Origin of the sequence: Streptomyces sp. NBC_01622, from assembly GCF_045209635.1 — a bacterium.
In the GTDB taxonomy this organism is placed as follows: domain Bacteria; phylum Actinomycetota; class Actinomycetes; order Streptomycetales; family Streptomycetaceae; genus Streptomyces.
Map to the genome: position 1 here is coordinate 8,026,777 of NZ_CP109293.1, position 25,579 is coordinate 8,052,355.

The 25,579-nt window shown below is 71.0% G+C and carries 25 protein-coding genes and 1 pseudogene; 15 read left to right on the forward strand and 11 right to left on the reverse strand.

Annotation, left to right across the window (positions count from 1 at the left end; genetic code table 11):
• Positions 1-160: 160 nt before the first annotated feature.
• Positions 161-952, forward strand: a complete 792-nt coding sequence (locus tag OH768_RS37110) for a SigB/SigF/SigG family RNA polymerase sigma factor (protein ID WP_406460376.1) — start codon at positions 161-163, stop codon at positions 950-952.
• Between the two features lie 300 nt (positions 953-1,252).
• On the opposite strand, the gene OH768_RS37115 is transcribed toward OH768_RS37110, so the two are convergent.
• The 5 genes from OH768_RS37115 to OH768_RS37135 all read right to left on the reverse strand — a co-directional run bounded on the left by OH768_RS37115 (position 1,253) and on the right by OH768_RS37135 (position 4,494).
• Positions 1,253-1,555, reverse strand: a complete 303-nt coding sequence (locus OH768_RS37115; protein ID WP_406465599.1) for an ANTAR domain-containing protein — start codon at positions 1,553-1,555, stop codon at positions 1,253-1,255.
• 71 nt (positions 1,556-1,626) lie between these two features.
• Complete coding sequence (locus tag OH768_RS37120) at positions 1,627-1,923, reverse strand: transposase (RefSeq protein WP_406460378.1); 297 nt, start codon at positions 1,921-1,923, stop codon at positions 1,627-1,629.
• A gap of 432 nt (positions 1,924-2,355) precedes the next feature.
• On the reverse strand, positions 2,356-3,180 hold the full coding sequence (locus tag OH768_RS37125) for a zeta toxin family protein (RefSeq protein WP_406465601.1): 825 nt from the start codon (positions 3,178-3,180) through the stop codon (positions 2,356-2,358).
• Between the two features lie 6 nt (positions 3,181-3,186).
• On the reverse strand, positions 3,187-4,032 hold the full coding sequence (locus OH768_RS37130; protein ID WP_406460379.1) for a zeta toxin family protein: 846 nt from the start codon (positions 4,030-4,032) through the stop codon (positions 3,187-3,189).
• 198 nt (positions 4,033-4,230) lie between these two features.
• Positions 4,231-4,494 (reverse strand): hypothetical protein, encoded by a 264-nt coding sequence (locus OH768_RS37135; RefSeq protein ID WP_406460381.1) that lies wholly within the window; start codon positions 4,492-4,494, stop codon positions 4,231-4,233.
• Between the two features lie 117 nt (positions 4,495-4,611).
• Here OH768_RS37135 and OH768_RS37140 point away from each other — a divergent pair, with 117 nt between their 5' ends.
• Positions 4,612-5,436 (forward strand): GntR family transcriptional regulator, encoded by an 825-nt coding sequence (locus OH768_RS37140; RefSeq protein ID WP_406460383.1) that lies wholly within the window; start codon positions 4,612-4,614, stop codon positions 5,434-5,436.
• A 178-nt stretch (positions 5,437-5,614) separates the two neighbouring features.
• Positions 5,615-8,191, forward strand: coding sequence for a tetratricopeptide repeat protein (locus tag OH768_RS37145; RefSeq protein WP_406465603.1), 2,577 nt, complete (start codon positions 5,615-5,617; stop codon positions 8,189-8,191).
• Positions 8,192-8,275: 84 nt separating this feature from the next.
• Here the strand turns inward: OH768_RS37145 and OH768_RS37150 are convergent, their stop codons facing one another.
• Positions 8,276-8,590, reverse strand: coding sequence for a type II toxin-antitoxin system Phd/YefM family antitoxin (locus OH768_RS37150; protein ID WP_406460386.1), 315 nt, complete (start codon positions 8,588-8,590; stop codon positions 8,276-8,278).
• Positions 8,591-8,717: 127 nt separating this feature from the next.
• On the opposite strand from OH768_RS37150, the gene OH768_RS37155 reads away from it, so the two are divergent.
• The 4 genes and pseudogenes from OH768_RS37155 to OH768_RS37170 all read left to right on the forward strand — a co-directional run bounded on the left by OH768_RS37155 (position 8,718) and on the right by OH768_RS37170 (position 11,018).
• Positions 8,718-9,170 carry a hypothetical protein gene (locus OH768_RS37155; RefSeq protein ID WP_406460388.1) on the forward strand — a complete coding sequence of 151 codons (453 nt, stop codon included), beginning with the start codon at positions 8,718-8,720 and terminating at the stop codon, positions 9,168-9,170.
• Positions 9,171-9,194: 24 nt separating this feature from the next.
• Positions 9,195-9,389, forward strand: a pseudogene (locus tag OH768_RS37160) (NADP-dependent oxidoreductase); the annotation flags it as partial.
• Between the two features lie 227 nt (positions 9,390-9,616).
• A complete protein-coding gene (locus OH768_RS37165; RefSeq protein ID WP_406460389.1) occupies positions 9,617-10,150 on the forward strand; it encodes an RNA polymerase sigma factor in 534 nt (177 codons plus the stop codon).
• An 85-nt stretch (positions 10,151-10,235) separates the two neighbouring features.
• Positions 10,236-11,018, forward strand: a complete 783-nt coding sequence (locus OH768_RS37170; protein ID WP_406460391.1) for a hypothetical protein — start codon at positions 10,236-10,238, stop codon at positions 11,016-11,018.
• A gap of 34 nt (positions 11,019-11,052) precedes the next feature.
• On the opposite strand, the gene OH768_RS37175 is transcribed toward OH768_RS37170, so the two are convergent.
• The gene (locus OH768_RS37175; protein WP_406460393.1) at positions 11,053-11,673 is read right to left on the reverse strand and encodes a TetR/AcrR family transcriptional regulator; all 621 of its coding nucleotides are present in this window, start codon (positions 11,671-11,673) and stop codon (positions 11,053-11,055) included.
• A gap of 251 nt (positions 11,674-11,924) precedes the next feature.
• Here OH768_RS37175 and OH768_RS37180 point away from each other — a divergent pair, with 251 nt between their 5' ends.
• The 8 genes from OH768_RS37180 (at position 11,925) to OH768_RS37215 (ending at position 21,540) form a co-directional block, all read left to right on the forward strand.
• Positions 11,925-12,560 carry a nuclear transport factor 2 family protein gene (locus tag OH768_RS37180; RefSeq protein ID WP_406460395.1) on the forward strand — a complete coding sequence of 212 codons (636 nt, stop codon included), beginning with the start codon at positions 11,925-11,927 and terminating at the stop codon, positions 12,558-12,560.
• Positions 12,561-12,672: 112 nt separating this feature from the next.
• Positions 12,673-13,416: an SDR family oxidoreductase gene (locus tag OH768_RS37185; RefSeq protein WP_406460397.1), complete on the forward strand. Its 744-nt coding sequence runs from the start codon at positions 12,673-12,675 to the stop codon at positions 13,414-13,416.
• A 63-nt stretch (positions 13,417-13,479) separates the two neighbouring features.
• The gene (locus OH768_RS37190; RefSeq protein WP_406460399.1) at positions 13,480-14,412 is read left to right on the forward strand and encodes an LLM class F420-dependent oxidoreductase; all 933 of its coding nucleotides are present in this window, start codon (positions 13,480-13,482) and stop codon (positions 14,410-14,412) included.
• 349 nt (positions 14,413-14,761) lie between these two features.
• Positions 14,762-16,522 carry a helix-turn-helix domain-containing protein gene (locus OH768_RS37195; protein ID WP_406460400.1) on the forward strand — a complete coding sequence of 587 codons (1,761 nt, stop codon included), beginning with the start codon at positions 14,762-14,764 and terminating at the stop codon, positions 16,520-16,522.
• Positions 16,523-17,050: 528 nt separating this feature from the next.
• The gene (locus tag OH768_RS37200; RefSeq protein ID WP_406460401.1) at positions 17,051-20,122 is read left to right on the forward strand and encodes a nitrate- and nitrite sensing domain-containing protein; all 3,072 of its coding nucleotides are present in this window, start codon (positions 17,051-17,053) and stop codon (positions 20,120-20,122) included.
• Positions 20,119-20,556, forward strand: a complete 438-nt coding sequence (locus OH768_RS37205; protein WP_406460403.1) for a roadblock/LC7 domain-containing protein — start codon at positions 20,119-20,121, stop codon at positions 20,554-20,556. Before OH768_RS37200 ends, OH768_RS37205 begins: the two co-directional genes overlap by 4 nt.
• Positions 20,553-20,927, forward strand: coding sequence for a DUF742 domain-containing protein (locus tag OH768_RS37210; RefSeq protein ID WP_406460405.1), 375 nt, complete (start codon positions 20,553-20,555; stop codon positions 20,925-20,927). The genes OH768_RS37205 and OH768_RS37210 overlap by 4 nt, the downstream gene beginning before the upstream one ends.
• Positions 20,908-21,540 carry a GTP-binding protein gene (locus OH768_RS37215; protein ID WP_406460407.1) on the forward strand — a complete coding sequence of 211 codons (633 nt, stop codon included), beginning with the start codon at positions 20,908-20,910 and terminating at the stop codon, positions 21,538-21,540. Before OH768_RS37210 ends, OH768_RS37215 begins: the two co-directional genes overlap by 20 nt.
• Positions 21,541-21,826: 286 nt before the next feature.
• On the opposite strand, the gene OH768_RS37220 is transcribed toward OH768_RS37215, so the two are convergent.
• The 4 genes from OH768_RS37220 to OH768_RS37235 form a co-directional block, all read right to left on the reverse strand.
• The gene (locus OH768_RS37220) at positions 21,827-22,492 is read right to left on the reverse strand and encodes a DUF4232 domain-containing protein (protein WP_406460409.1); all 666 of its coding nucleotides are present in this window, start codon (positions 22,490-22,492) and stop codon (positions 21,827-21,829) included.
• A 128-nt stretch (positions 22,493-22,620) separates the two neighbouring features.
• Positions 22,621-23,112 carry a hypothetical protein gene (locus tag OH768_RS37225; RefSeq protein ID WP_406460411.1) on the reverse strand — a complete coding sequence of 164 codons (492 nt, stop codon included), beginning with the start codon at positions 23,110-23,112 and terminating at the stop codon, positions 22,621-22,623.
• Between the two features lie 52 nt (positions 23,113-23,164).
• Entirely contained in the window at positions 23,165-24,151 is a 987-nt protein-coding gene (locus tag OH768_RS37230; RefSeq protein WP_406460413.1) for an NAD(P)-dependent oxidoreductase, read from the reverse strand.
• Between the two features lie 12 nt (positions 24,152-24,163).
• On the reverse strand, positions 24,164-25,564 hold the full coding sequence (locus OH768_RS37235; protein WP_406460415.1) for a hypothetical protein: 1,401 nt from the start codon (positions 25,562-25,564) through the stop codon (positions 24,164-24,166).
• Between the last annotated feature and the right edge of the window lie 15 nt (positions 25,565-25,579).

A 25,579-nucleotide genomic window follows, 5' to 3' on the forward strand; every position in this document is an offset into this window, starting at 1 on the left:
GCTCCCCGAGCGGGAAGGCGGCATAGGAGTGCTTCGGACAGGAGGCACGTCCGTGGGAGCCGGTGTACGCCGGATCGCGGGTGTGTTCCGCCTGTTCAGTGCGTGCTCGCTCCCATGGGGACCGTCCAGTCGAAACCCCCGTGAGGGAGTTGTGAGCACCATGGACACCATCACCAGGAAGCGCCATCCGCACGACGACGCTCCGCAGACCGCCGCCGCCTTCGCCCGCCTCTCGCACCTGCCCGACGGACCCGAACGGGACGTGCTGCGCGACGAACTCGTCCAGGCGTGGCTGCCCATGTCCGAACGTATCGCCGGCCGCTACCGGGGAAAGGGCGAGGACTTCGAGGACCTGTGCCAGGTCGCGGCACTCGGCCTGGTCAAGGCCGTCGACGGCTACGACCCCGACCGGGGCCACGCCTTCGAGAGCTACGCCGTCCCGACCGTCACCGGCGAGATCAAGCGCCACTTCCGCGACCACATGTGGGCCCTGCACGTCCCGCGTCGGGTCCAGGAACTCCGCAACAGGGTGCGCGTCGCCCTCCGTGACCTGTCCGCGGAGGGCCCCGGCCGGCGCCCGACCGTCGCCGAGATCGCCGAGTACGCGCAGCTGAGCGAGGAGGACGTACGCGCCGGCCTGGAAGCGCTGGACAGCTTCGCCGCGCTCTCGCTGGACGCCGAGACACCGGGTGAGGACGCCGGTATGACACTCGTCGGCCTGCTGGGGGAGCGGGATGCCGGCTTCGACCTGGTTGTCGACCGCGAGGGCGTCAAGCCCGCCCTGCGGACGCTCCCCGAACGCGAACGCACCATCCTCTACCTCCGCTTCTTCCGGGGCATGACCCAGAGCCGCATAGCGGAGCAGCTCGGCGTCTCCCAGATGCACGTCTCCCGCCTGATCAGCACCTCCTGCGCCCAGGTGCGCGAACGCGTGCTGGCCGACGCCGCCTGAGCGCTCCGCTGGAAGTGCCGCAATGGGCTGTTGTTCGTCTGCGGCGCCATCGTGGCTGGTCGCGCTCCGCGGCGGAGCCGCATATCGGTGCGGCCCCGCGCCCCTTCAGGGCGCTGCTGAACCGCAGCGGCCTTCGCCCGACCCGCTCAGCCCGCCTCTGAGGCGGGCCGGCCGCCCTGCGGGACTTCTCCCGGGGCGGCCGGTGGCGGGCTCACTGCCGAACCCTCCCGGGAGCGGTTGGACAGTTGTCCGCCCTCTTCTGACTACCGGGCTGGGCCCGCCGCAAACAACAACAGCGGATCACGATGGGGGCGGAGCTCCGGGAATCTGGGCGGGCCCGTACTTGTCGAGGGCTTCTTCCAGCGGTGCCCGGACGTCGGACGGGAGGTCTCCGTTGCGCCCCCAGATGAGGATCAGTTCCGCGATGTTGCGCAGCTTGATGTTGGTGAGCTGGGAGACCTCGCGAAGCACGGCCCACCCCTCGTCCGGCGTGACACGTCCGAGGGCGACCATCATGCCGATGGCCTGGTCCACCGTGGCGTGCGAGGTGACGGCCTCCTTCAACTGGCCGACCTCTTCCCGCAGTTCCACGATCTCTTCCACGACCTCCGCGGGCACGGAGGGCTCTGTCGGGCCGTCATGTTGCGCACCGTCTCCCGAACGGGTGTCTGAAGTCATCGTTTTCTCCGAGGTCGCGATCCCGGTCCTGTGCAGTCGTCCTTCAGGTACATGGTCGCCAACCGGGCGCGCCAGTGCCAGATCACGCAGACCGCCAAAACAGTGCCACAGGTGTCGACGAGCAGGTGACGCTTGATGCCGCTGACCTCCTTGCCGCCGTCGTAGCCGTGCAGGCCACCGCGTTCACCGGCCCGGACGCTCTGGCTGTCCACGATGGCGGCGCCGGGAGTGGGATCACGGCCGAGCTGCACCCGCTCGCGCTCGCACAGCGTCGTCAACATCCGCTCCCACACGCCTTCAGTCTCCAGGCACAGCCGGCCCTCAGCCAGTACGCCGGCGCGTCGAGGATCTCCCGCCCGGGCCTGTATCGCCGGCCGACCACCGGCCCTGACCGTGGGAACCAGCGGACGAAGGATCTCCCGCTCCGGATCAGAAAGATCCGTCGAGTAACGTCCTCTAGCTGGCCCGTTCGATACGTCCGCGCAGGCCAGAGTGCATTTTTGCGCGAGATGGCACTGTCCCCGGCGTACGGCCCGGCTCGTCTGTTCACCAGGGCTCTGACCTGCGCTTATGGCCAGATCCGGACCCCTTGCGGTGTCCGGAGGCTCCCCCTTCTGCCTGCGAGTTCCCGGGAGTTCCCGTGGAAGTGTGCACGCGTTGTGCACTCGGAGACGCCATCCGGCCGCTGTGCGCCCTCGTGGTTGCTTGTGGTTGCTCGGTTTTCCTCAGCTGTGAGGCTTCAGCCCGCCGAGCGGGAAGTCCGGTGGAAGCAGGGGCGCCGCCAAGGCGGTGATTTCCGAGAGTTCCGTGCGGTGTTGCGGCAGTGATGCCCACAGCCGGCGCTGCACGGCAGCGAACCGGGCTGCTTCGGTGTTCGTGTAGGGGCGTTGCCGCTCCCTTTCCAGCATGGCAGCGGTACCACCTTGCCGGTTCCGCAGCACGCGAACGTCCCGGTCGGTCACCGTGACGGTGTGCACTGCCGGATGGCGGTCGAGGGCCGGTGCGAGTGCGGCGAGCGCTCGGTAGCACCGGTCGTGCCCGTGAGGGATGGTGAAGCGGGAGGGCAGTCCTTGTTCCAGGCCGAGGGCGAACCGATGCGCGGTGCCCTGGCGGCTGTCGGCCGCACGTACCGCCAGGACCAGCATCTCGACCCGGTAGCCCGCGGCCTGGAACCGGGAGGCCGAAGCCAGCAGGTCCGTGCCGGTGGCCGGCGCCGCCTCCACCACCACATCGGCCCTCCGGCTTCGGAGCCATTCCGCCGCCGCGTGCTGCCAGGCCCGGTAGTCGGCTCGCAGCACAGCTCCAGCCGTACGCGGACGGTCGGCGAGCAACCGGGCGTACTCGGGGTGGAACGCGCGGAAGTCCTCGCTGGACACAAGGACAGCACCTGGACGCATGGCGCGCAGCACCAGGACGGAGGCTGCTGTCTTCCCGGCGCCGGGCTGCCCCACCACGTAGACCGCCACCGGGTGGCGCCGGGGTTCGGGGTCGCCGAGATGGCTCGGAACGATCAGGTCCGTGAAGATGCGCCGGTGTTCCGCGAGCGACAGCTGGCGCTAGCCGCCCCCTCGGGCAGCGGCCGGATCGGCGCAGCCCCGGGGGAGCAGCGGTGCGGCCCATCGGAGGCTGTGACGGATGTCCTCGGCAACGGCCGTCCGTCGCGCCGGCCCAGGGGTTGTGCGCGCGATCTGCCGGACGCGCGAGGCGGTGTCGCGGAAGCGGTGGGCTTCGGTGACTGTCCATGGCCGTGTCCGCTCGGCGTTCACCGTTTGGGCGGCGCGCGGTGGGCGTGACCAACTTCCGTTCGGCGCCAGGCGGTTCAGGTACCGAATGCCGTTGACGCTGATCACTGTCACCAGGTTCGCCAGCTGCTCGGCCTCGATGATCCGCAGGACTTCGGGCAGTTCCCGGGAGCAGTGGTCGTGGTGGTGCGCTGACACGTAGCGGCCGGTCCCGGTGGCCCGCACCTGCTGGAGGTAGCGGTGCAGTACGGCCAGGCTGCTGAGGGCCTGCGGAATTGCGAGCGCGGTCAGTTCGACCCGGTGGCCGGCGTGTCGGTAGGCGCCCAGGGTGGTGCGGGCCTCCTGCGGGTCGGCCAGAGCGGTTTCGATGACGGCGTCCAGCCGGTGGCGGCGGGTGTAGTCCTCCACCTCGGCCTGCCAGCGGCGTGTGTCCGGGCGCGTTCGGACTCCGGCGCTGAGGTCGTCGACCGCCAGGAGTGCCGGATAGCAGGGGTGGACCCGTTTGTAGTCGTCGCTGCCGATGCGCACGGCGCCTCCGCGGTGGTCCAGCGCGTGGTGCACCAGGTCCGCGAAGGTGGATTTGCCGACGCCGGGCTGGCCCGCCACGAACACCGCGACCGGGGAAGTCTGGGGCGTGGCCTTCTTGGTGACGGCCGGCAAGATCGTGGTGACGAGCAGGTCGAGGTGGCGCTCTTCGGGCAGTACGGCAGGGGTAAACCGTTGTTCACCGTCACATGGCCGCGTCAATCGGCGTCCCGCGCGGTGGGCGCCCCTGCCCGATCCGGGCACGACTCCGTGGCCCGACAGGCATGAGGGAGTCGAGGACGACTGCAGAGGGTGATCGCGGAAGTGCGGCAGTCATCTGGCGTCGGGATCCTTCGAGCGGAGCTCGGCGCGCAGCAGTCGGGGTTCTGGGCCGGGGCCGCGGCCCTGCACGCTCCAGGCGTCGGCGTCGTCGAGTGCGTTCTGCACGTCGACCCAGGCGTCCTCGGAACCGACCGGGTCGATGGTGCACAGGACAAGTGCGCCCCGGTTGATTTCCTGGATCCGGGTGGTGCCGCCCGTGAGGTCCGCGAGCCGGGCGGCGAGTGCCGCGGCACGCCCTGCCAGGACCGCATCCACTCCTCCCCCTCACACCGCACTGATTACTGACCGTATTGCTAATCGATTAGCGTGCCGTTAACCGATTAGCGTGTCAAGGGTTGCAAGGAGTAGCCAGTTCCTCTCCGGGAGTAGGCAGTGCCCACTGCGGACTATCAGCGCATCGCCGAAGACCTGCGCAGGCGACTAGCGGAAGGAGAATGGTCGCCTGGTGAGCGGCTGCCCCCGCGGGCCCAACTGGCTCACGAGTACCGGACCAGTCCGGCCGCGATCCAGCGGGGCCAAGAACTGCTGATCGACACCGGCCTGCTGGAGGGGCGCAAGAGCGTCGGCGTCTTCGTCCGCGCCCCGGAGGCGCGTATCGCGCTGCCCGTGCTGCTGCCGATTCCGGACGCGATCCGGCAGGCAGGGCTCGTCCCGGCCATCGAATACCGGTCGGACGTCAAGGTCCCGGCTCCAGAGCCGATCGCCCGGCGGCTGTCGGTCGACATCGACACACTGTGCGTCCGCACGCGCTACGAGTATCTGGGCAACGCCCGCCCTCTTGCCCTCGGTGAATCGTGGGAGCCCATGGCCCTCACGCATCGCACGCCCGTTCTCCTGCCGGAGGACGGGCCGCTGGCCGGAACCGGCGTGGCTCGCCGGATGGCCTCGGTCGGCGTCCGGGTCGGCCACGCCCAGCTCCGCACTCACGCCCGGCACCCGGACGACCATGAGGCACTGCGGCTCGGGATCACCCGCCGCACGTTGATCATCAGGCTGGATCGGACCCACCTGACCGACACGGGCCAGCCGGTCGAGACCGCCACCTTCCTTCTCCCGCAGACGCGTTGGGAACTGGTCTACGACGTCCCGATACCGGCCAGCGAACCCCTCGGCGACGGGCATCGCCCGCGGGGAGCCGATGGTCACGCTGCCGAGAGCCGAGCGATCAGACAGGACGGCACCCCCCGCAGGCGGTGACCGCTGAGTGGGACGTGGTGGAGGGATGCCGGCCACGCGGACCGGCAGTCACAGATCGGGATCGGATGACCATCAGGGGGTGGGCGTGGCAGGTCGGGACTTGAGGGCTCTGTTCGGCTCCAACGACCACCGAGTGGGAGCGGATGAGGCGTTCACCAATCGGGAGGGCCAATGGCGGATGTTCGTGAGCGCTCTGGACGCCCACTTGCAGCACGTGACCGCTGCGGGTTTCGACGCCGCCGACCTGGAGGCACCACGACGCAACCTGCTCGTCTTCCACGGTGTCGGCGGCATCGGCAAGTCGACGCTGTCACGGAGGCTGGAGGCCGCGCTGGCCCATGCCGAACACAGGCCGGCGCAATGGGGTGAACCGGCCTGGCACGGGCCGCGGATCGTCCCTGTCCGGCTCGACCTGGCGCGCTCGGCGAACACTGATTTCGAACGCGTCATCGTCACGATCCGGCTTGCCGTCGCGGCCGCGGTCGGCCGGCCCATGCCCGCTTTCGACATCGCGCTGCGCCGCTACTGGGACCACCGGCATCCGGGCGAGCCGTTGGAGGAATACCTGCGCCGTGACGGCCTGGTGACCCGCTTCGGCCAGGCGCTTCCGCAGCAGATGCAGGCGGCGCTCGGCGAAGTCGCCCAAAGCCTGACACTGCCCGGAATGCTCGGATCCGCGGTCGGGCAGCTCACCGGGGCGCTGGTGAGGGCGCTGCGCGAACACCGCCGCTCAGTGCGCGCGTTGGCCGGCTGCGCGCGGCTGGCCGACCTCCTGGAGGCCGACACCGACCTGGAGGCGCTCTCCTACTACCCGCACCTGCTCGCCTGGGAGCTGGCCCGCTTACCCGCCCGCAAGCAGATCGCCCCGGTGGTGCTGCTGGACACCTTCGAGGACATCGGAGACCGCACCCACCGGGACATGGAGCGGCTGCTGCAGCACGTGGTGTGGCTCATGCCCAACGTCTTCTTCGTCGTCACCGGACGCAACCGGTTGCAGTGGGCCGACCCGGCCCTGCACGGCCAACTCGACTGGACCGGCCCGGCAGCCTGGCCCGGGCTGGCCGGCCACGGTGTGCCGGCGCCCCGCGCCGACGCAGCCGATCCGGGCGGTCGCGGTCAGATCCTGATCGGGGACTTCAGCGACGAGGACCGCCAGGATTACCTCACCCACCGCCTCACCGCCGACGGCCGGCCTCTGATCGACCCGACGCTGCGACGCGTGATCGCCGAGCGCTCCCACGGCCTGCCCCTCTACCTCGACCTGGCCGCCATGCGTTTTCTTGAGATCCGCCGCACCGGCCTCACCCCGCAACCGGCCGACTTCGACGTCGACTTCCCCGCCCTGATCGCCCGTACCCTCACCGACCTCACCCCCGACGAACGCCACGTCCTGCGCTCGGTCAGCCTCCTGGACGCCTTCGACATCCCCCTGGCCACCGCCAGCGCCGGAATCAGCCGCGACGCCCCAGTCCTCCGCCTGCTTGAGCGGCCCTTCATCCGCCACACCCCCACCGGCCTGTGGCCGTACCACCTGCACGCCCTCATCCGCTCAACCCTGCGTACCGCCGAAGACACCACCGACGACCGCTGGTCACCGCGAGACTGGCGAAACGCGGCTGAACGCGCCCACAGCGCCGTAGGCCGGCAGTGGGCCGAGCACACCGGTCCTGGCCGCCGTCTGCTGATCGCCTGCCTACGTCAAGGTCTCACCCTCGCATCCGAGTTCCACCTCGACCTGGGCTGGCTGGCCGAGGCGGCCTGGCGGTATGTCGGCGACTCGGTGTGGGAACCCGTCACCCCCACCTGGCGGGGCACCGGCGACGAGGCACATCCGCAGACGCAGGCCGACGCCCTGGTCGAACTGCTCAACACGCTCGGCCGTCGACAACACGAACACCGCCGCAGGACGGCCAACCGGCTCGCCGCCGTCATCGACACCGGTCTGCTGCCGGAGGAACTGGGCCCAATGGCCCGCTATTACCTGGCCAAAGCCCACCGTGACCTCGGTGACTCAGCCGCCTCCCGAACAGGGATGCAGCAGGTCGCCGAGGGAGGAGGCCGCCTCGCCCCCGCGGCCCGCCGCGGCCTGGCCCACCTCGCCCGCCTGGCCGGCGACTTCCCTGCCGCCCTGACCGTTGCCGAAACCCTTGGGTGGGCCGGCCGGCAAAACCGCGTACTCGGCGACATCCACTGGCCTCAAGGCGACATCACACGAGCGGCCGACGCCTACGAACATGCCCGCAACGACGCCGAACAACGCGGTATCGCAGGAGAACGCGCAACCGCCCAGGCACACCGCGCACTTGTACTGGCCTTCACGGACCCCACGACCGCGGACAGCGAAATCGCCCTCGCCCACCACCTCCTGACCGACCTCACACTCCACGCCACCACCCTGACCCTCGGCATCGCCATCCTCATCCGCGACGCGGGCCGCGGCACGGACGCCGACGAACGCGCCCAGGCGCTGCGCGCCGAGATCGAGACCGCCGGGCTGACTTCCCTCCTCCCCCTGCTTGAGCTCGCCGTCTGCTTCCACCACGCCGTCCGCGGCGACGAGGAACTCCTCGCCGCCGCCATCCACCGACTGCGCCGGATCACCAACGACGGCGATCACGCCTACCTCGCCGACATCGCATGCTTCATGGACAACCGGCCAATCACGCCAGATGGCAGCCCTGTCCGGTGGTTGGAGAACGAAGAGACCATCCGCCGACGCTGGCGCAGGCTCGTCACCGAGAGATGCGGCACTTAGCCCGTGCCTTGGCCGGCCTAGTCGGTTCGGTCGCAAGCCAGTGCTGGAAGTCGTCCCAGGCGGCTGGGTCGATGTTGACGTCTCTCACTCGTCACCGGCCAGTCCCTGGAGATCCTCCAGGGTCTTGGTGACCCCGGTCTGGCCCGCACGGTCGCGGGCGACGGCGTCCATCAGGCGGAGGGCATTGGCCGGCGAGCGCAGGAGGTCGATGGTCTCCTGCCAGGCGTCGTAGTCCTCTGCCGACATGAGGATGGCGTCGCCGTTCTTGAAGTGAATCCGTACGGGTGCATCGAAGCTATGCCGGGCGTGGGGCCCGGCTCGTCTGTCGGCAGGCTCTGACCTGGAACAGCGGAGTCTGCCTCGCACTGACGGCCACCGTGATGGGGGGATGCCTGGCATTGTGGTCGCCGCGGTTGCCGGTGAGCTCAGTTGCCGGCTGTCCGAAGAGCACTGGACGACTGGCGGTTACGCCGAGCCGATCGGCACTGCGGCAGCGTTCTCCCACGACGATGGAGGTGAGGTGCGGATGAGCTCTTGCGGGAGGGTGGAGGCGCTGGCCGCTCGGTATCCGGTGCGCACCGGCCTGATCGCCGCGGTCGGGTTCGGCGGTGTCGCCGGCCTGGCCAAATCCGCCGTCACCTGGGGTGTGGTGCTGTGGGGAGTGGGGATGGGAGTGGTGTTCGGCCTGGCGAGCCTTGGCGTGCGCTGGGAACTGGCCCGGCGCAGGCCCGACGGATCCTGGGGGCGGACTCCTGTTGCGCCGTCCGCGGGACAGCGGCGGGCGACAGCAACCGGTGTCGCCCTCTGCCTGGTGGCCTGGGGCGCGGGGACGGTGTTCCTCTGGCTCGCGGGACACCTCCGTCCCGCGCCCGTCGACTGGCCCGCCAGCGCAGTCATCGCGGTCGTGCCCGTGGCGATCGGTGTGCTCAGCGGCTTGCGCAGGACGAGGGCGTCGCGCCTGCCCCCGAGCGAGGACTGAGATCCCGGAGCGAGGACTGAGGTCCTGGCCCGCAAGCCGGCGTCGCTCTCGCACGTCGAGGCGGCGGCGCTGCCGGTCGTCGGGCTGACGGCGTGGCCGGGACTTGTCGACTTCACCGGGGCGGTCCACGACATCGACGTCGTGCTCGACACGATCGGCAACGACACCGTCGAGCGGTCGCTCGAAGTGCTGTGCCCGGGCGGTCACTTGGCATCAGCGGCCTGTTCGGCGGCTGACGCACAGGCCCCGGTCGAGAAGAGGAAATGACGAAGAGCCTGGAGCACATCAGCCCCTGGGGGGACCGCCGGGTCATGGCATCGAGGGTGTCATCGCGCTCCTGTGACCGGCGTGTGTCCCAACAGGGTTTTCTCGAACCCCTGTTGAACCTCCTGTTGCACCCCTGCGCCCGCCGGACACGTAGGGGCAGACGACAGGAAAGGAAGACCATGCCGATCGCCACCGAAGCCCAGTTCACCGAGGTGTACCGGGCGCACTACGAGGACGTGCTGCGGTTCGTCCGCCGGCGCGCGCATCCGATGAACGTCGACGACGTCGTCGGCGAGACGTTCCTCGCCGCGTGGCGCCGTCGGCGCGAGCTACCGGAGAACGCGCGGCCCTGGCTGTTCGGCACCGCACGCAACCTGATGCTGAACGCGAACCGGGGCATGCGCCGGCAGTCCGCGCTCGTCGTGCACATCGGCCGGACCGCCACCGCCACCGCCGACGCCCACGACCCGACGGCCGGCGTGGACAGCCGGCTGGAGCTGGTCGAGGCCTGGCAGGCGCTCGCCGCCGCCGACCAGGAAGTCCTCGCGCTGCACGTCTGGGAGGACCTCGGCGCCAAGGAGGCGGCCCGGGTACTGGGCTGCACCCGGGCCTCGTACTCGATGCGTCTCACCCGTGCGAAACGACGACTGGCCGACCGCCTGGGCCACTCCGCCGCGACCGCGTCGACCGCGCTCTCCCTCTCCACGCGCTGAGCCCGCGCGCACCCACCAGCCACGCGCCTCGCCGAGCCTGCCCCCACTCACCAGCCACGCCCTGAACAGGAAGCCAGGAACTCTCATGACCAACGACCTGCTCGCCCGCCTCGCCGATCTCGACGCCGCGCCGCGCCGCACACCGACCGCCCAGGAGACCGACCGCGAGGAGACGCTGCTGCGGAGCATCCTCGACGACACCGAGCGCCCGGGCCGCCCGGCCGGCGCCGTGTTCCGCCGCCCGCTGGTACGGCGGCTCTCCTTCACGGCGGCCGGAGCACTCGCGGCCGGCCTCGCGCTGGTCGCGGTGAACGGCGGTCTGCCCGGCGGCAGTTCGGGTCCGCTGTCCTCCTCGGAACTGGCCGCCTGGACCGGTACCGCCAAGAGCATGGACGTCGTCGCCGCACGCGGCTCCGCCGCCGGAAAGTGGTGCCTGGACGCGACGGACTCGAACGGCACCGGCACCGAGCCGGTGATCAGCAACGCGGACCTGCGCGGGAAGGTCGCCTCGATGATCGTGACGCGCGGCGGTCGGTCCGCGTACTGCCTGGCCGGTTCGGACGGTGGCATCTCGATGGGCATCTCCGCGGCGCGCCAACAGCCCGACGGGCACATCGAGGTGGACACGCTGGGCGCCCGGGGCAGCGGCGACCAGGAGCTCAACTACGTGATCGGCTGGGCGGGTTCGGACGTCCGGGGCATCACCGTACGGGACCACGGACACACGACCGAGGCCATGGTCCAGGACGGCCGCTTCACCGCCTGGTGGCCCGACGGCAACCCCGACGGCCTGCTCACGGGCACCTTCACCCTGCACCTGGCCGACGGCTCGACGCACACGGTGAAGGGCGCCGGCCTGCTTGGCTGACGCGGCCCTTCAACGGGCCCGGGAGCGCCCGCTGCTACCGCGCGCTCCCGCGGAACGCCCCCGTCACCACCGGCACCAACTGCCGCTCCAGCCGCTCGGCGGGCATGGCGGCCAGTTCGGTGCCGATGGGGGCCAGGGCGAGCCAGTTCAGCAGGCCGGCCGCGCAACGGGTACGGAAGATCAGTTCTTCCTCGTCGACTCCGGGGATGTTCGGCCCCAGTACCCGCAGGACGTCCCGGCGGCTCTTCTCGAACTTGCCGGTCAGGCGCTCCCACCCCTGGGGCGGCTCGATGCCGATGCGTGCCACGGTTCGCATCACGGCGAGGTCTTGCCCGCCGGCCGCGAACGCGCGCATCATCGGCCCGGCGAACGCCGCGGCCACTTCCTCGAGTGCCGGGGCGGGGCCGAGGGAGTCGATCGCGGCCATCTGGGCGTCCAGATACTGTTCCAGCGCGTGCTCGATCGCCGCGTCGCACAGTGCCTTGAGCGACCCGAAGTGGTAGCTCACCGCCGCGACGTTGGCCCCGGCGCGATCCGTGATCTCGCGGAGTGTCACGCCCTCCTGGCCGCGTTGCGCGAGCAACTCGAGGGCGGCCGACTGCAGGCCGTCCCGTGTGCGTTGACCGGCCTCCCGGCGCAGGTCCGTCTTTTTCACCCTTATCACGCCATGTACTCAATCATTTGTTTGACTGCATTGTCAAGGGGTCGGTTCGTCTCGCGGGCGGAGATCGAGGTCGGGGGCGCGGGGGGTCGCGGGGGGCTGCGGGACCACACAATTCAAACAGTGGCTTGACAGCTTGCCGTCGCCTCCATAAAGTCAAGCCATCGCTTGATTTACTAAGAGCGAGCGGGGGACCGCTGCTGTGCGGCTCCCGGATCCTGAGGACAAACATGAAGGAATGCGCCATGAAGCTGCTCAGCCGGAAGTCGATCACCGCCGCGACCGCGGTAGCTGTTCTGGGTGGTCTTTCCATCGCCGCCGTGCCGTCACAGGCCGCGAGCCCCGCCCACCACAAGTCCGCCGCCCCGACCCTGACCGCGCGTCAGCTGGCGGCGCTGCCGCTCACCGACCGCCACCTGACCAAGCACGAGAAGACCAACCTCGCGATCGTCCTGCGCGACTACTACGTGGCCGAGGGCAGCCACATCGACGTCCCGACCTTCGTCAACAGCTTCGCCAAGGACGGCGTCTTCAACGACATGGTCCCCGGCGTCGCCTACCGGGGTAAGGCGCTCGGCAGCGTGCTGCCCTACATGAAGGGCCTCTTCTCCAACGTTCACCGTGACCTCAAGCGCATCACCGTGAACGGCGACACCATCAGCATCGAGCTGTCGATCCAGGGCACGTTCGACGGTCAGCTCCAGGCGCCGACGGGTGGCGTCGTCAAGGGCAAGGGCCAGAAGGTCGACGCCCCGACCGCCGACTTCTGGTACCTGAAGAACGGCAAGGTCGAGAAGTTCGACTGCTTCGTCGGCTACTCGAAGATGTACTCCGACATGGGCGTGAACTTCGACTGGGCCTCGGCCGTCAACCAGCACTGAGCCACTCGCCGGCGGGTGATGCCGGGCCCTCGTGGCCTCGCATCACCCGCCGCGGCCCGTCCCGTCCAAGTGCCCTTCTTCGGCAAGTGTCTTTCTTCAGGTGGGGAACCCCTTGAACGCCACAGGCAACACCGTCCTCGTCGCCGGAGCGACCTCCGGCATCGGCCTCGGACTGGCGCTGCGGCTGCACGCGGCAGGCAACCGGGTCATCGTCTCCGGGCGCCGCGAGGACCGACTGAAACAGATCGTCTCGGAGCACCCCGGCATCGAGTCCGTCGTGCTCGACGTCACCGACCCGGCCGCCGTCCGGGATGTCACCGCGCAGCTCCTGCAACGCTTTCCCGACCTCGATGTCCTGGTGACGATGGCCGGCATGATGCTGCCGGAGGACCTCCGCCACGCCGATTTCCTCGCCGTGGCGGAAGCGACGGTGGCGACCAACCTCCTCGGCACCGTCCGCCTCGTGGCCGCGCTGACCGAACACCTCGCCACTCGGCCACGGGCGACGATCATGACCGTCTCCTCCGGGCTGGCCTTCGTCCCGCTGCCGATCGCCCCGACGTACAACGCCACCAAGGCCGCCGTCCACTCCTTCACGGAGAGCCTGCGTGTCCAACTGGCCGACACCGGCGTCGAGGTGTTGGAACTGGTGCCCCCGGCCGTGCGCACCGCCCTGATGGGCCAGGAGGACTCGCAGACCGCGATGCCCCTCGACGCCTTCCTCGACGAGGTCATGAGCATCCTCGGCGCCGCCGAACAGCCCGACGAGATCCTCGTCAAGGCCGTTGAACCGGTGCGCTTCGCCGAGGCCCGCGGCGAGTACACCACCATGCTGCGCCTGCTGTCCGGCCGGTGACGCGGCGATATCAACTTGATTGCGCAATCAACCGAAGAGTCAACCGCAGAGGAACGCATCGGCATGACGACCCGGCTGGGAATCGGTCTCCCGCAGAATCGCCAGTACGACCTCGGCAAGGACGTGCCCGATGTGGCCCGCGCCGCCGAGGACATCGGATACGACAGCCTCTGGGTGTACGAACGCGCCCTGTTCCCGGAACCACAGACCCAGCCGCTCTACGGCGTCCCCGGCCTGCCCTGGCCCGACGCCTACCGGGGCGTGGCCGAGCCGCTGGTCACGCTGACCCTCGCGGCGGCGGCCACCGAGCGGGCCGAACTGGGCACCGCCGTACTGGTCGCCCCGCTGCACATCCCCTTCCAACTGGCCAAGTCCCTGGCCACGTTGGACGCGGCGAGCGGCGGCCGGGTGGTCGCGGGCCTCGGCAGCGGCTGGTCCCTCGACGAGTACGCCGCCGCCGGAGTACGCCCGTTCGCGGAGCGCGGCAAGGTCATGGACGAGGTCTTCGAGGTGTGCCGGGCGGTGTGGGGCCCGGACCCGGTGGCCTACGACAACGGCCGGATCACGAGGATCGCCTCGGCAGTGGTCGGACCGAAGCCGGCCCGACCGATCCCGATCCTCGTCCCGGCCAACTCCCCACGGGCCATGCGCCGGCTCGTCGACCAGGCCGACGGCTGGCTGCCGTACGCCGACGGCCCCGAGCAAGTGGCCGCGAGCTGGCGCCAGTTGCAGGACCTCGCCGCCGAGCGGGGCCGAACCCGCCCGCTGCGGACGGTGGTTCGCGTCAACCCGGACTACACCGCCAAGCGGTACGAGGGCCCGGACCGCCGCCCCTTCCAGGGCGACGTCGAGCAGATCGTCAGCGACCTGATGGCGTACGACGGGATCGGCCTCGACGAGTTCCTGGTCGACCTCTCGTGGGCCGCGCGGGACGCGCAGGAACTCAAGGACGTCTCCGCCGAGGTGTACACGGCGGCACGCGCGGCCGGGTTCTGACCGGCCGGCTCAACTCCTGAGAAGATGACAGGATCCGGGGTCCGGAGCGCCCCCCGCGCGCCCCGGACCGTGGACCCCCCATCCCCCCGTCGTCATTCAGCTCTTCGGTGCCGGGCGGACCACGCGGTGGGTGTGCCGCGGGCGAGTGCCTCCGGCATATCGACCCCCGTCGACGCCACAGGTTCGCCCGAAGGCATGACCAGTGCTCCTGTTCCGCCAATGGGCACGCCCCTGTGCCCGGTAGGCTCCCGGCACAGACAGCTTCGTCGGTAATCGTGCCGGTCCGCAGGGGTCGGGTGTTGCCAGCGGGTAATTGGCAACACCGGTCGGCCGGCGTGTTGTTGGGGGGATGGCCATCGAGCACGACGGATTCGGCGCGGAGTTGCGCCGGCGCCGCATCGCGGCCGGTATGTCGCTGAGTGAACTGGCCGGCAAGGTGTACTGCAGCCGCAGCTTCCTCAGCCGCGTCGAGAACGGACGCCGCAGGGCGTCCCTGGAGTTGGCCCAGCTGTGCGACGAAGTCCTGGGCGCCAAAGGGGCGTTGGCCGGCCTGGCGCCACCACCCGACACCGACACGCCGCCGAGGGCCGTCCGCGGGGAGACCGTCCGACTGGTCAAGTCCCCCGGGAAGAACGGCCGTTCGGCCCCGGCACAGGAACGGGCCGAGTTCCGGCGGCTGCTGCGGCGCGGTGATCTCAGCCATGCCGCCGGTGAGATGCGCGAGGCCGAACGGCACTACACGGCCGCCTATCGCGGTGCCGCCGGGGACCCGAGGGCGCAGGCCGAAGCCGTGATCAGGCTGGCCCGCCGCTGGTCCGACCCCGGGCAGGTCGACCGTGAGCTGCTCCAGTCGGTCAAGGGGTGCCTGGCCGCCCTTGAGGGCGACAACGGCCCCGAGGCCGCGGGGCTGCGGCTGCGGCTCGAAGCGCATCTGGCGAAGAAGATGGCCCTGGCGGTCAGCCAGGACACGGCGGCGGGGCTCGCCGGTCCCGCCGAGGGCGCCCGGCTCGCCGAGGACACGCTGCGCCGATTACCCGAGGACGGCGACGACGAGGTGCGCTGCGAGGTCCTCACCGAATGCCGTTGGGCACGCTACGACTTCATGAGCGCTCCCGATTCACTGGACCTCTCCGAGCGGCTGCGCGAGGCCGCGGCCCGGCACGACTCGGCGTACTTCCGCGGTGAGGCGCTCATGGCCGTCGCCATCGACCAGTTGCGCAACGGCAGGATCTTCAGCGCCCTGGCCACCGCCAACCAGTACCGCAAGCACGCGGCGGACACCCAGAGCGTCCTGGCCCGCTGGCAGCGGCACACCCTCGACGCCCTGCTCGACCTGTGGCACGGCCGGTTCGACGCCGCCGCAGAGTGGATCTTCGTGGAGTCCCTGAAGTTCATCGAACTCCTCCGCGCCGACTACGCCGTACCGGCGGACAACCTGACACAGACCCGGCTTGGCCAGGCCTACTGGCTGTTGCGCCAACAGGGCCGCCTTGCCGAACTGTTCACCTCCGATCTGGCCGGCGACGTCGAGCGCCACGCCTACTTCCCCGTCTGGCGGGCCGGGCTGGCCCTGGCCCTGTGCGAGACCGGGCAGCATGCCGAGGGGGCGGACCTGTTCCTCGGCTGTGTCGCCGACGTCGACCGGTTCCCGCCGTCGGGCTGGGCCGTGCCCGCGCTCGTCCTGCTGGCGGAGGGCTGCGCGGCGCTGGACCTCGAGGGCGGATTCGAGGCCGAGGTGGCGCAGGCGGTGCCCTCGCTGCGCGCCCGGCTGGCGCCGCACGACGGCGGGCAGATCGCCCTGGGCGGCTGGCCCACCGTCCTCGTCGGCCCGACCGCCCGGGCCTGCGGGCTGCTGGCGCTGGCGGCGGGGGAGCCGGAGACCGCCCTCGACCACTTCCGGCAGGCGGCGGTCCCGGCCCGCTCCTCGCAGCCCGAACTCGCCCGCCTCCGCCTGGCCCAGGCCCGCGCGATACGCCGGGCGGGCGGCCTGGGCAGTGAGCCGCACGCGGTCCGGCTGCTGCGGGAGGCGGCGCGCGGGGCGGAGACGTACGGTATGACGTCGCTCGGGGCGCAGAGCCTGGCGCTGCTGGAGGAGCCGGGGAGAGGGTGAGCAACGGCCTCTGCGGCCGGTGGAGTTGGTGTGCCCGGCCGGTGTTTATACTGTGAAGTAGGTCACATCGGCGTTCGCCTCGGGCGCCCCGCCCCGTCGCTCCCGTCACGCCCCCGATGTCCCCCGCCCCACCCTCTGCCCCACACCTCACCCTGGGTAGTCAGCCAAAACGTCTTCGTGGGCGGGCGGTTGGGCATGTGGGCCACCGGATTGTCTACGCGCGTAGTGTACTGAACGCCCTAAACGGCTGTGCCTGGCGTGTTTGTGGGGTCCCTTGACCCGGGTCGGATGGCTCGGTTTCATACCTAACCAACTGCGCGGGGGGCTCGGGCGCCCGTCGGGAAACCGCAGCCCGTCTTTGGCGTACGTGCCGTGCTACGCCGCCAACTCCCCAGTTCTGTGCAGGCGTGTTGACGTATGCCCGCGATCCGACGCGTCACGCGCCACCCCGGAAAGGAAACCACCGGTGTCGCAGTTCCTCACCGCAGCCCGCCTCCATCGTCGCGCCGTCGGACACCGGTGGGTGAAGTGAGCAGACACCGGGATACGTCCGCGCAGACCGGACCCGGTACCGGTCGCGGGCGCAGTATCCGCGCCTCGCTCATCACGCTCGCCGTGGTGCCGGCGACGGCGATGGTCCTGCTCTGGGTCAGTGGTTCCTTCGCGCTGTTCGACCAGTGGCACCAGTCCAACAACGTCGGGCAGGCGGCGAAGACCACGTACGCCCTGCAGCCGGCGATCGGCGAGTTCCAGAAGGAACGGCAGCTGACGGTCGGCCTGCTGGCCTCGCACGGCAGCCGTACCGCGCTGGAGGCGCAACGGCGCAAGACCGATGCCCTGCTCGCCGGCTTCCGCAAGGCGGACGCCGCCTCCGGCGGTGTCGGATCGGCGCAGTACAAGGCCCAGTTGGCCACCGTACGCAAGCGGCTCACCGCGCTGACCACCGAACGGACCGCGGTCGACGCCGGGAAGAGCACCCGCCAGCAGGCCTACACCGTCTACTCCGACGCCGTCTCGTCGGCGCTGAACCTCTTCGGGATGCTGAGCACCGACAGCGGCGACGCGGCCACCGCGGCCGACGCCGGGCACGCCCTGGCCTTCCTGCGCGGCACGGAGGCCCTCTCGCAGGAGCAGGCGATCCTCGGCGGGGCCGCCGCGTCCGGGAAGCTGAGCGTCCAGGAGCGGTCGGCGCTGGCGGCGGCCGAGGCCGTCCGGGTCTCCGTGCTGTCCAACGAGGTGGAGCCGTACCTGCCCACGGACATGGGCGCGGCGCTGGAGCAGGTCATGGGCGGCCGGGACTGGGAGGCCATGGTGGCCTTCGAGACGGCCGTCGCGGCGGCGTCCGCCGGGCACGACGGCACGATCGCGGTGCCGCACACCACGGCGGCCCGGGCTGCGGCCCCGGCGCGGGTGACCGGCGGGGTGCAGGCAGTGGAGGGCCAGTTCCTGTACAAGGTCACCACGGACGCCCAGGACCGGACCCACCAGGTGCTCGTCAAGGCACTGTTCGGCAGCGCCCTCGCCCTGGTCGCCGTACTCGCCGTCGCCCTGCTGTCCTGGCGCATCACCCGCTCCCTCCTCGGCCGGATGTCCGGCCTGCGCGCCGAGACCCTCGAACTCGCCGAGGAACGGCTGCCCGAGCTGATCACCCGGCTGCGCACCCAGGGCAAACGCGCCGAACTCGACGACCTGCCCGAACTCGACTACGGCACCGACGAGTTGGGCAAGGTCGCGGAGGCCTTCAACAGCGCCCAGCGGACCGCGGTGAGCGTCGCGCTGGAACAGGCCTCGCTGCGTGAGGGCGCGCGGCTGGTCTTCCACAACATGTCCCGCCGCATCCAGCTCCTGGTGCACCGTCAGCTCACGGTGATCGACTCCATGGAACGCAAGGAGCAGGATCCCCAACTCCTCGCCGACCTCTACCGCGTGGACCACCTCGCCACCCGGATGCGGCGCAACGCGGAGAGCCTCACCGTGCTGTCCGGCGCGTCCCCCAGGCGCCGCTGGAAGCAGGCGGTGCCGCTCGCCGACCTGCTGCGCAGCGCGGTGTCCGAGATCGAGGGCTACACCCGGGTCGTCGTCGAACCCCTGCCGCCGATAGCGGTGTTGGGCCCGGCGGTCGGCGACACGATCCACCTCATGGCCGAACTCATCGAGAACGGCGTGACGTTCTCCCCGCCGCACACCGAAGTACGCGTCCGCGCACTGCCGGTGGCGCAGGGATACGCCGTCGAGGTCGAGGACCGGGGGCTCGGCCTGGCCGTGGACGAGTACGCGGCGGCGAACGAACTCCTGCACCACCCCAAGGACTTCAGCTTCACCACGCTCGGCGAGGACCCGCGCCTCGGCCTCTTCACCGTCGGCCACCTCGCCCAGCGCCACGGCATCACCGCCAGCCTCCAGGCCTCGTCCTACGGCGGATCACTCGCCGTCGTCGTACTGCCGCAGGCGCTCACCGAGCCGGTGGCCGACGGCGTACCGTCCCCGCTGGACGCCCGCGCGGAACGCCACCTGGCGTCGGTGGCCGGTTTCCCCACCGACCCGCTCCCGGGCCGGCCCACCGGCCCGGTCGGCGGCCCGCCGCGCGCCGGGGTGACGTCAGGCGGCATGCCGATGCGCACCCGCACCCGTCCGCGCGACACCCCGGCGGCACCTCCGCATGCGGGGCCCACCATCGCCACCACGACGCCGTCCCATGAGGACACGCCCTCTTACGAGACCGCGCCGTCCTACGAAGCGGCGCCGCCCCACGAGACCGGTTCTTTCACCGGCTCGCGCACGGGGGACGCGCCGTCCGAGGGCCCGCGCACGGGAGATGCGCCGACGCCGGGTGACATGCCGTCCGGGGGCTCTCGTGCGGGGGACATGTCGTCCGCAGGGTCCCGAGCAGGGGACCTGCCCTCGACCGGTTCCCGAGCGAGGGACCTGCCGTCCACGGGTTCACGCCTCGGGGAGATGCGGGCCCTGGGGTCCCGCAAGGGGGGCGCGCCGTCCTCCGGTTCCCGCGCGGGGGAGACGCCGTCCCTGGGATTCCAGGCGGGGGACGCGCCGTCCGTGGGCTCCCGCACCGGCGAGATGCCGTACGCGGGTTCCCCCGCCCGGGAGACGCCGTCCGCCGGTCTTCGCGCCGGAGACACGACTTCCGCCGGCTTCCGTGCCGGCGGCGGTGCGTCGCCCGGCGGTTCCCGGCCCGGTGGGGGCGCGTCGTCGCTCGGGGCCCGGGCGGGAGGCGTGCCCGGCGCGGGTGCCCGGGGCGGTTCCGGGCGGTTGCCGCGGCGGGTGCGGCAGGCCAATCTGGCGCCGCAGTTGCGGGACCGGGTCGTGCAGCCCGACGGTGACCGCGGTCCGGGGCGGGTGGCGGAGCGGCGGCCGGAGCAGGCGCGTTCGATGCTCGCCGCGCTCCGGGACGGCACCCGCAGGGCCCGTGCCCAGGAGGAAGTGCCCATGCCCGCCTGGCCCTCGTCGACGCGCGGGGAAGTCTCCGCGCCCGGCCGCCCGCCCGCCCCGCAGGACGAGTTCCCGCCGGCCACCTGGCCCACCACCCCGCCCGAGCGGCGTCAGCTGCCCACCCGTCCCCGTCCGACAAGGAACAACCCATGACTGCGCCCAACACCACGCACGGCGGACTGGCCTGGCTGCTGGACAACCTGATCGAGCGGATCCCCGAGACCCTGCACGCCATCGTCCTGTCGGAGGACGGACTCCTCGTCGGCTCCTCCGAGCAGCTCGCCCAGGACGACGCCGAGCAACTCGCCGCCATTTCCTCGGGAGTTCACTCGCTCGCGCTCGGCACCAGCCGTCACTTCGGCGGCGGCCGGGTGCAGCAGACCGTCATCGAGATGGACGACCTCTTCCTCTTCGTCACCACCGCCGGCGGCGGCGCCCGGCTCGCCGTACTCGCCACGTCCGAGGTCGACGTCGGCAACGTCGGCTACGAAATGACCATGGTGGTACGGCAGGTGGGGCAGTTCCTCAGTGCCGCTCCCCGGTTCCCGGAGTACAGCGGTGTGCCCTTCGCGGGTGAGCATGAATGAGACATTGGTCAGAGGAAGATCCGTGGGAGGACGAAGACCCCGCCCTGCTCGTCCGCCCGTACACGGTGACCGGCGGCCGCACCCCGACCGCCCACTCCGGCATCGAGCTGATCACGCTGATCAGCACCGTCCGGCCACCCACCCGCGACCAGCGCCTCCAGCCCGAACAGAACCGGCTGCTCGCGCTCTGCCGCGCCCCGACGGCGCTCGTGGAGGTCGCCGCCCGGCTCGATCTGCCCGTCGCGGTGATCCGGGTCCTCCTCGATGACCTGCTGGACAACGAACTCGTCTCCGTCTCCCCGCCCACCGCGGCCGGTACTCCCGACGCCCGTTTCCTCCAGGCAGTGATCGATGGAATTCGCAGAATCTGACCCCCGCGCAAGCCGCTCTCGCGCCGTCGCCGTCGCGCCCAACGCCGCCACGGCCAAGATCCTCGTCGCGGGCGGCTTCGGCGTCGGCAAGACCACGCTCGTCGGCGCGATCAGCGAGACGACGCCGTTGCGCACCGAAGAACTCATCACCGAGGCCAGCGTCGGCATCGACAACCTCGCCGGCGTGGAGCAGAAGACCACGACGACCGTCGCCATGGACTTCGGCCGGATCACGCTGAGTTCGGCCCTCGTGGTCTATCTCTTCGGCGCCCCGGGACAGGACCGGTTCTGGTTCATGTGGGACGACCTGTCCCGCGGCGCGCTCGGCGCGGTCGTGCTGGCCGACACCCGGCGGCTGGCGAGCTGTTTCCCGTCCGTCGACTTCTTCGAGCACCGCGGCATCCCCTTCGCCGTGGGCGTCAACTGCTTCAACGGCATCTGCGAGGAGGACCCCGAGGAGATCCGGACCGCGCTCGACCTCGCCCCCGACATCCCGCTCGTCCTGTGCGACGCCCGCGACCGCGAGTCGGTCAAGACGGTCCTGCTCGCCCTCCTCGAACACGTCATGCGGGGGCTGGCGGCGGAGGCATCGGGAGACCGCCAGTCGGTCTAGGGCCTGCCCGGCGGATCACGCCGCAGACGCGGGGTCTGGCACGCCCTCCCCCACTGCTGCCCTAAAGGCGTGGGAGGACCCCCAGCGGCGTTGCCGTCGGTTGTCGACGTCCCCCAGCCTTCGGCCGGGAGGTGCCCCCACCGCGTCGACGCCCTCCTCCGCCTTGCAGCTGGACGCACCAGACCCCGCTCACCGGCGCTGACCAGTCACCGTTGCTTTCCTGCGACCTGATCCGCCGGACAGGCCCTAGCCGTACGGCCGACCAGCGGTCCTCTGGTTCCTACGGTCAGGAGGGCTTCGTCGCCGTCACGGCCGTCGCGGTCAGCGTGCCGTCGCACTCCGCGAACTGCCCGTCGTCCAAAGCGACTTGGTTCGCCCCGGCGCCGGGCAGCCCGATCACCATCGTCGGGTAGATCACCGGCGCTGAACCGGACTTGCAGTAGCCGTCACCCTCACCCTGCACCTGCACGAAGGTCAGCTTCAGCCAGGCCTGACCACCGGGGGCGAGCTTCACCGGGGAGGCGGAGCCGACGGGGGTGACCTGGAGAGGGACGTTGAGCTCCGGGGAGCCGTTCGCCGCACCGGCGACGGTGGGGTGCCCCTGGAGGACACACGCCTTCGCGGTGGTGTTGGTGAACTGGACGATCGCCGCCCCGGTACCGGTGCCCTGCGGCCGGTCGGCGGCCTGGTAGGCGCTCGCCTTGAGCGAGGCCGCCGCGCACGTCTTCACCGAGGTGCCCGCGCGGCCGGACGCCTCCGTGGACCCGGTGGACCCCGTGGACCCGGAGGTCCCCGTAGACCCGGAGGAGATGGGGGAGGCGGTCGCGGTCGGCGTCTGGGACGAGACGTCGGACCCGCTGTCCGCGTTGCCTGGCTGACACGCCGTCATCACCAATGTCGCCGACAGTGCGGCCATCGCCATCGCGGCCCTGCGGATGCTGCTCTTCTGCATGACGTCCCCCGAGTTCGGTTCGTGCGACCGGACATGCCGGCGTTTCGGCGGGGGAGACAGTTCCGGCCGCACGCCCGGTTTCTTCTGTGCGCTCGCTGTGCCCTGGCTGTGACGAGATCAAGGCCGGATCAGGACGGCTCGTCCCGGGCCATGACCGCGCGGGCCGCGTCGAGGAAGGCCAGTCGGTTGTCCTCCAGGTAGTCCCGCACGCTCTCACCGTCGGGCAGGCCCCACCACACGGTCCGGTTGAGGTCGAGGAAGTACCGGCGGGCCGCGTCGTGCACCGGAAGCGGGAACTGAATGCGGACCAGCCGTTCCACGATCCAGAACCTGTTCATGACGTCCTGGGCCTTGAGGTTCCACGGGGTCGTGTCCTCCCACTCCGGCGGCCGAGTGAAGGCCATCCGCTCGGCCTCGGCCGCGACCTCGATGAACCGCTCCAGCAGCGCGAGCCGTTCCGCGCGCCGGGCCTCCGTCAACTCCGTTCGCTGCCGCTGCTGTTGGGCCCGTTCGGCCGACCGCTGGGTCGTGAACTGGACGAGGAACGACAGCACGCCGCCGAGGACCACGCCGCCGAACGACGTGAGGGACACCCAGACCTGACCGGACACGGCGGCCATCGTGCCATGTCCGGTGCCTCCAACGCCCGCCCCTTACCGGGAAGTTGGCCCGTCAGTCGGTCGGCTTTCCCGCCTCGAAGCTGGCGAAATACGCCGCCGCCATGTCCTCGTCCCCGTGCCCCTGTGCCGCCGCCCGCGCGAACCGTTCCGCGCCCGCCGCCGCCACGTCGAGGCGGACGCCGTGGGCCGCGCCGGCCTGGACGATCAGGCGGGCGTCCTTCTCCGCCGTCGTGACCGCGAAACTCGCCGGAGTCAGCTGGTCGTTGAGGATCGCGGCGGACTTGGCGTGCAGGTAGCCCATGTCGAGGGGGCCGCCGGCGATGAGGTCGAGGAAGCTCTGGGGGTTCACGTCCAGGGCCTGGGAGAGGGCCAGGGCCTCGCCCGCCGCGTTGGTCACGGCGAGGACCCAGCTGTTGGCGACCAGTTTCAGGCGGGTCGCGGTGGCCGCCGCGCCGTTCTCGCCGACCCACACCGTGCGGGCGCCGACCGCGTCGAAGGCCGGGGTGACCGTCTCGCGGCCGGACTCCGGGCCCGCCGCCAGGACCGTCAGCTGACCGGCCTCGGCGGGCTGGCGGGTGCCGAGCACGGGGGCGTCGTAGAAGACCAGCTCGTGGCGGCCGGCGAACGCGGCCTGTTCGCCCACCGATTCGAGGCCCGACGTCGTCGACTGGATCCACGCGGCGCCGGGGCGCAGGACGGGCGCGGCCTCGCGCATCACGTCCAGGACGGTGTCGCCGTCGTAGAGCATGGTGAGGATCACGTCCGCGTCGCGTACGGCCTCCGCCACGGTGTCGGTGACGTGCGCGCCGTCGGCGGACAGGGGTTCGGCCTTGGCGCGGGTGCGGTTCCAGGCGTGGACGGTGTGTCCGGCGCGGGCGAGGTTGCGGGCCATCGCGGCGCCCATGATGCCGGTGCCCAGGACGCCTACGGTGAGCTTCTCGGTGGTCATGACTCGGCTTTCGTCCTCGACGGTGTTGTCGAGGACCAGGGTGCCAGGGTGACGCGCGCCCGGCCTCCCGGCAGGCCGCGCGGCATCCATCCGCTTCGCCCGTCAGCCGGTGACCGTGAACCAGGTCGAGCGGGACTTCTGCCACTCTGGGTGCGTGAGATCCTTCGCCTCGGTGCCGTCGCCGTAGAGGTCGGCCGCGCCGTCGTCGGTGATCAGCTGGGCGCGGGCGCCCGCCACCGTCAGGTCCGGTACGTCGACGACCGCCTCCCAGGCGCCCGGGTCCGTGGTCGGCAGGTCGCGCAGCTCGACCGGCTTGTCGGCCGCGTTGCCGGTCCAGGAGTAGAGGGCGTACGGGTCGGAGTTGTCGTCGGCGGCCCAGGAACCGGCGACGATCAGATACTGGTTCGCCGCGTTCTTGCGGATGTCGCGCACCGAGAGACCGCCGAGGTCCAGCCCGACCGGCGTGCCGAAGGTCGCGGCGGTGCCGTTCGCGACCACCTTGTCGATGTTGGTGACCGGCACGAGGAGCGCCTTGCCGCCCGCCACCGCCGGAGCCAGCGGCGCCCGGAAACCGATGTACGCCGTGGTCGTCGAGCCGGGCGCGAACTCCAGGCCCTCCACGTTGAATCCGTCGATCTCCTTGGGGATCTCCCCGTCCGCGGTGCCCGCCGCGAAGCCGTACCTGTTGCCGTTCGCCTTGTCCCAGGCCACCAGGTCGTCGCGCAGCTTGCCGTACGAACTGCCGTAGGAGAGCGTCGTGTTGGCGCCGGTGCCGGTCACCTCGGTGGTGAAGACCGTGTTGCGGGCCGCCTTGTACTCGCCGTCCTTGTTGTTGCCGAGCGAACCCGTCCAGTAGATCGTGTCGCCGACGCGGGCCGCGCCCTCGATGTCGATCTCCTTGTCGACGCCGATGTCGTTGCTGAAGTCCCAGGTCCTGACGGGAGCGCCGGAGGCCGAACGGCCGTACAGGCGGAGGACGTTGGACTCGTCATCCGCCACGACGACGTAGCCGCCGCCCACGTCGACCGCGGCGGAGGCGTCGCTGGAGCCGGTGAAGTAGCGGGTGTCGGCGGGCTGTTGGACCGCCGCCGAGGCCGCGTAGTGGAGGGTCTTGGTGGCCGTCCTGCCGCCGAGGCCCGTGACCTTCACCGTCAGGTCGGTGTAGCCCTGCGCGGCTGCCGCCACGGCGAGTTGACGGGTGGCGCCGGTGCCGGTGACGGTCACCGCGCTCGGCGGCGCGACGGACGTCTTGCTGCTCTTGCTCGCCGCGACCGTCAACGCGCCCGCGTCCGCGCCGCTTTGGGCGACCGTCACCTGGACCGTCGGATCGCCGACCGCGCCCACCGAGCCCGAAAGGTAGCCGGCCGACAGGGAGATGGTCGGTGTGCCGTAACTCGCCGCGTGCGCCTGGCTGTTCAGGCCCAGGCCGAGCGCGGTGAGGGCGAGGCAGGTGCCCGCCACGGCGACCGTCCTGCGTCCGCTGGAGAAGACTCCGTTGGACAAAACTCCGTTGGGAAA

Excerpts from the sequence above, each read along its gene's own strand:
- OH768_RS37220 (WP_406460409.1), bottom strand. The coding sequence starts at position 22,492 with ATGCAGAAGAGCAGCATCCGCAGGGCCGCGATGGCGATGGCCGCACTG.
- OH768_RS37195 (WP_406460400.1), top strand. The coding sequence starts at position 14,762 with ATGGCCATCGAGCACGACGGATTCGGCGCGGAGTTGCGCCGGCGCCGC.
- OH768_RS37155 (WP_406460388.1), top strand. The coding sequence starts at position 8,718 with ATGAGCTCTTGCGGGAGGGTGGAGGCGCTGGCCGCTCGGTATCCGGTG.
- OH768_RS37110 (WP_406460376.1), top strand. The coding sequence starts at position 161 with ATGGACACCATCACCAGGAAGCGCCATCCGCACGACGACGCTCCGCAG.
- OH768_RS37225 (WP_406460411.1), bottom strand. The coding sequence starts at position 23,112 with ATGGCCGCCGTGTCCGGTCAGGTCTGGGTGTCCCTCACGTCGTTCGGC.
- OH768_RS37170 (WP_406460391.1), top strand. The coding sequence starts at position 10,236 with ATGACCAACGACCTGCTCGCCCGCCTCGCCGATCTCGACGCCGCGCCG.
- OH768_RS37190 (WP_406460399.1), top strand. The coding sequence starts at position 13,480 with ATGACGACCCGGCTGGGAATCGGTCTCCCGCAGAATCGCCAGTACGAC.
- OH768_RS37205 (WP_406460403.1), top strand. The coding sequence starts at position 20,119 with ATGACTGCGCCCAACACCACGCACGGCGGACTGGCCTGGCTGCTGGAC.
- OH768_RS37180 (WP_406460395.1), top strand. The coding sequence starts at position 11,925 with ATGAAGCTGCTCAGCCGGAAGTCGATCACCGCCGCGACCGCGGTAGCT.
- OH768_RS37215 (WP_406460407.1), top strand. The coding sequence starts at position 20,908 with ATGGAATTCGCAGAATCTGACCCCCGCGCAAGCCGCTCTCGCGCCGTC.
- OH768_RS37230 (WP_406460413.1), bottom strand. The coding sequence starts at position 24,151 with ATGGATGCCGCGCGGCCTGCCGGGAGGCCGGGCGCGCGTCACCCTGGC.
- OH768_RS37145 (WP_406465603.1), top strand. The coding sequence starts at position 5,615 with ATGTTCGTGAGCGCTCTGGACGCCCACTTGCAGCACGTGACCGCTGCG.
- OH768_RS37210 (WP_406460405.1), top strand. The coding sequence starts at position 20,553 with ATGAGACATTGGTCAGAGGAAGATCCGTGGGAGGACGAAGACCCCGCC.
- OH768_RS37165 (WP_406460389.1), top strand. The coding sequence starts at position 9,617 with ATGCCGATCGCCACCGAAGCCCAGTTCACCGAGGTGTACCGGGCGCAC.
- OH768_RS37150 (WP_406460386.1), bottom strand. The coding sequence starts at position 8,590 with ATGCCAGGCATCCCCCCATCACGGTGGCCGTCAGTGCGAGGCAGACTC.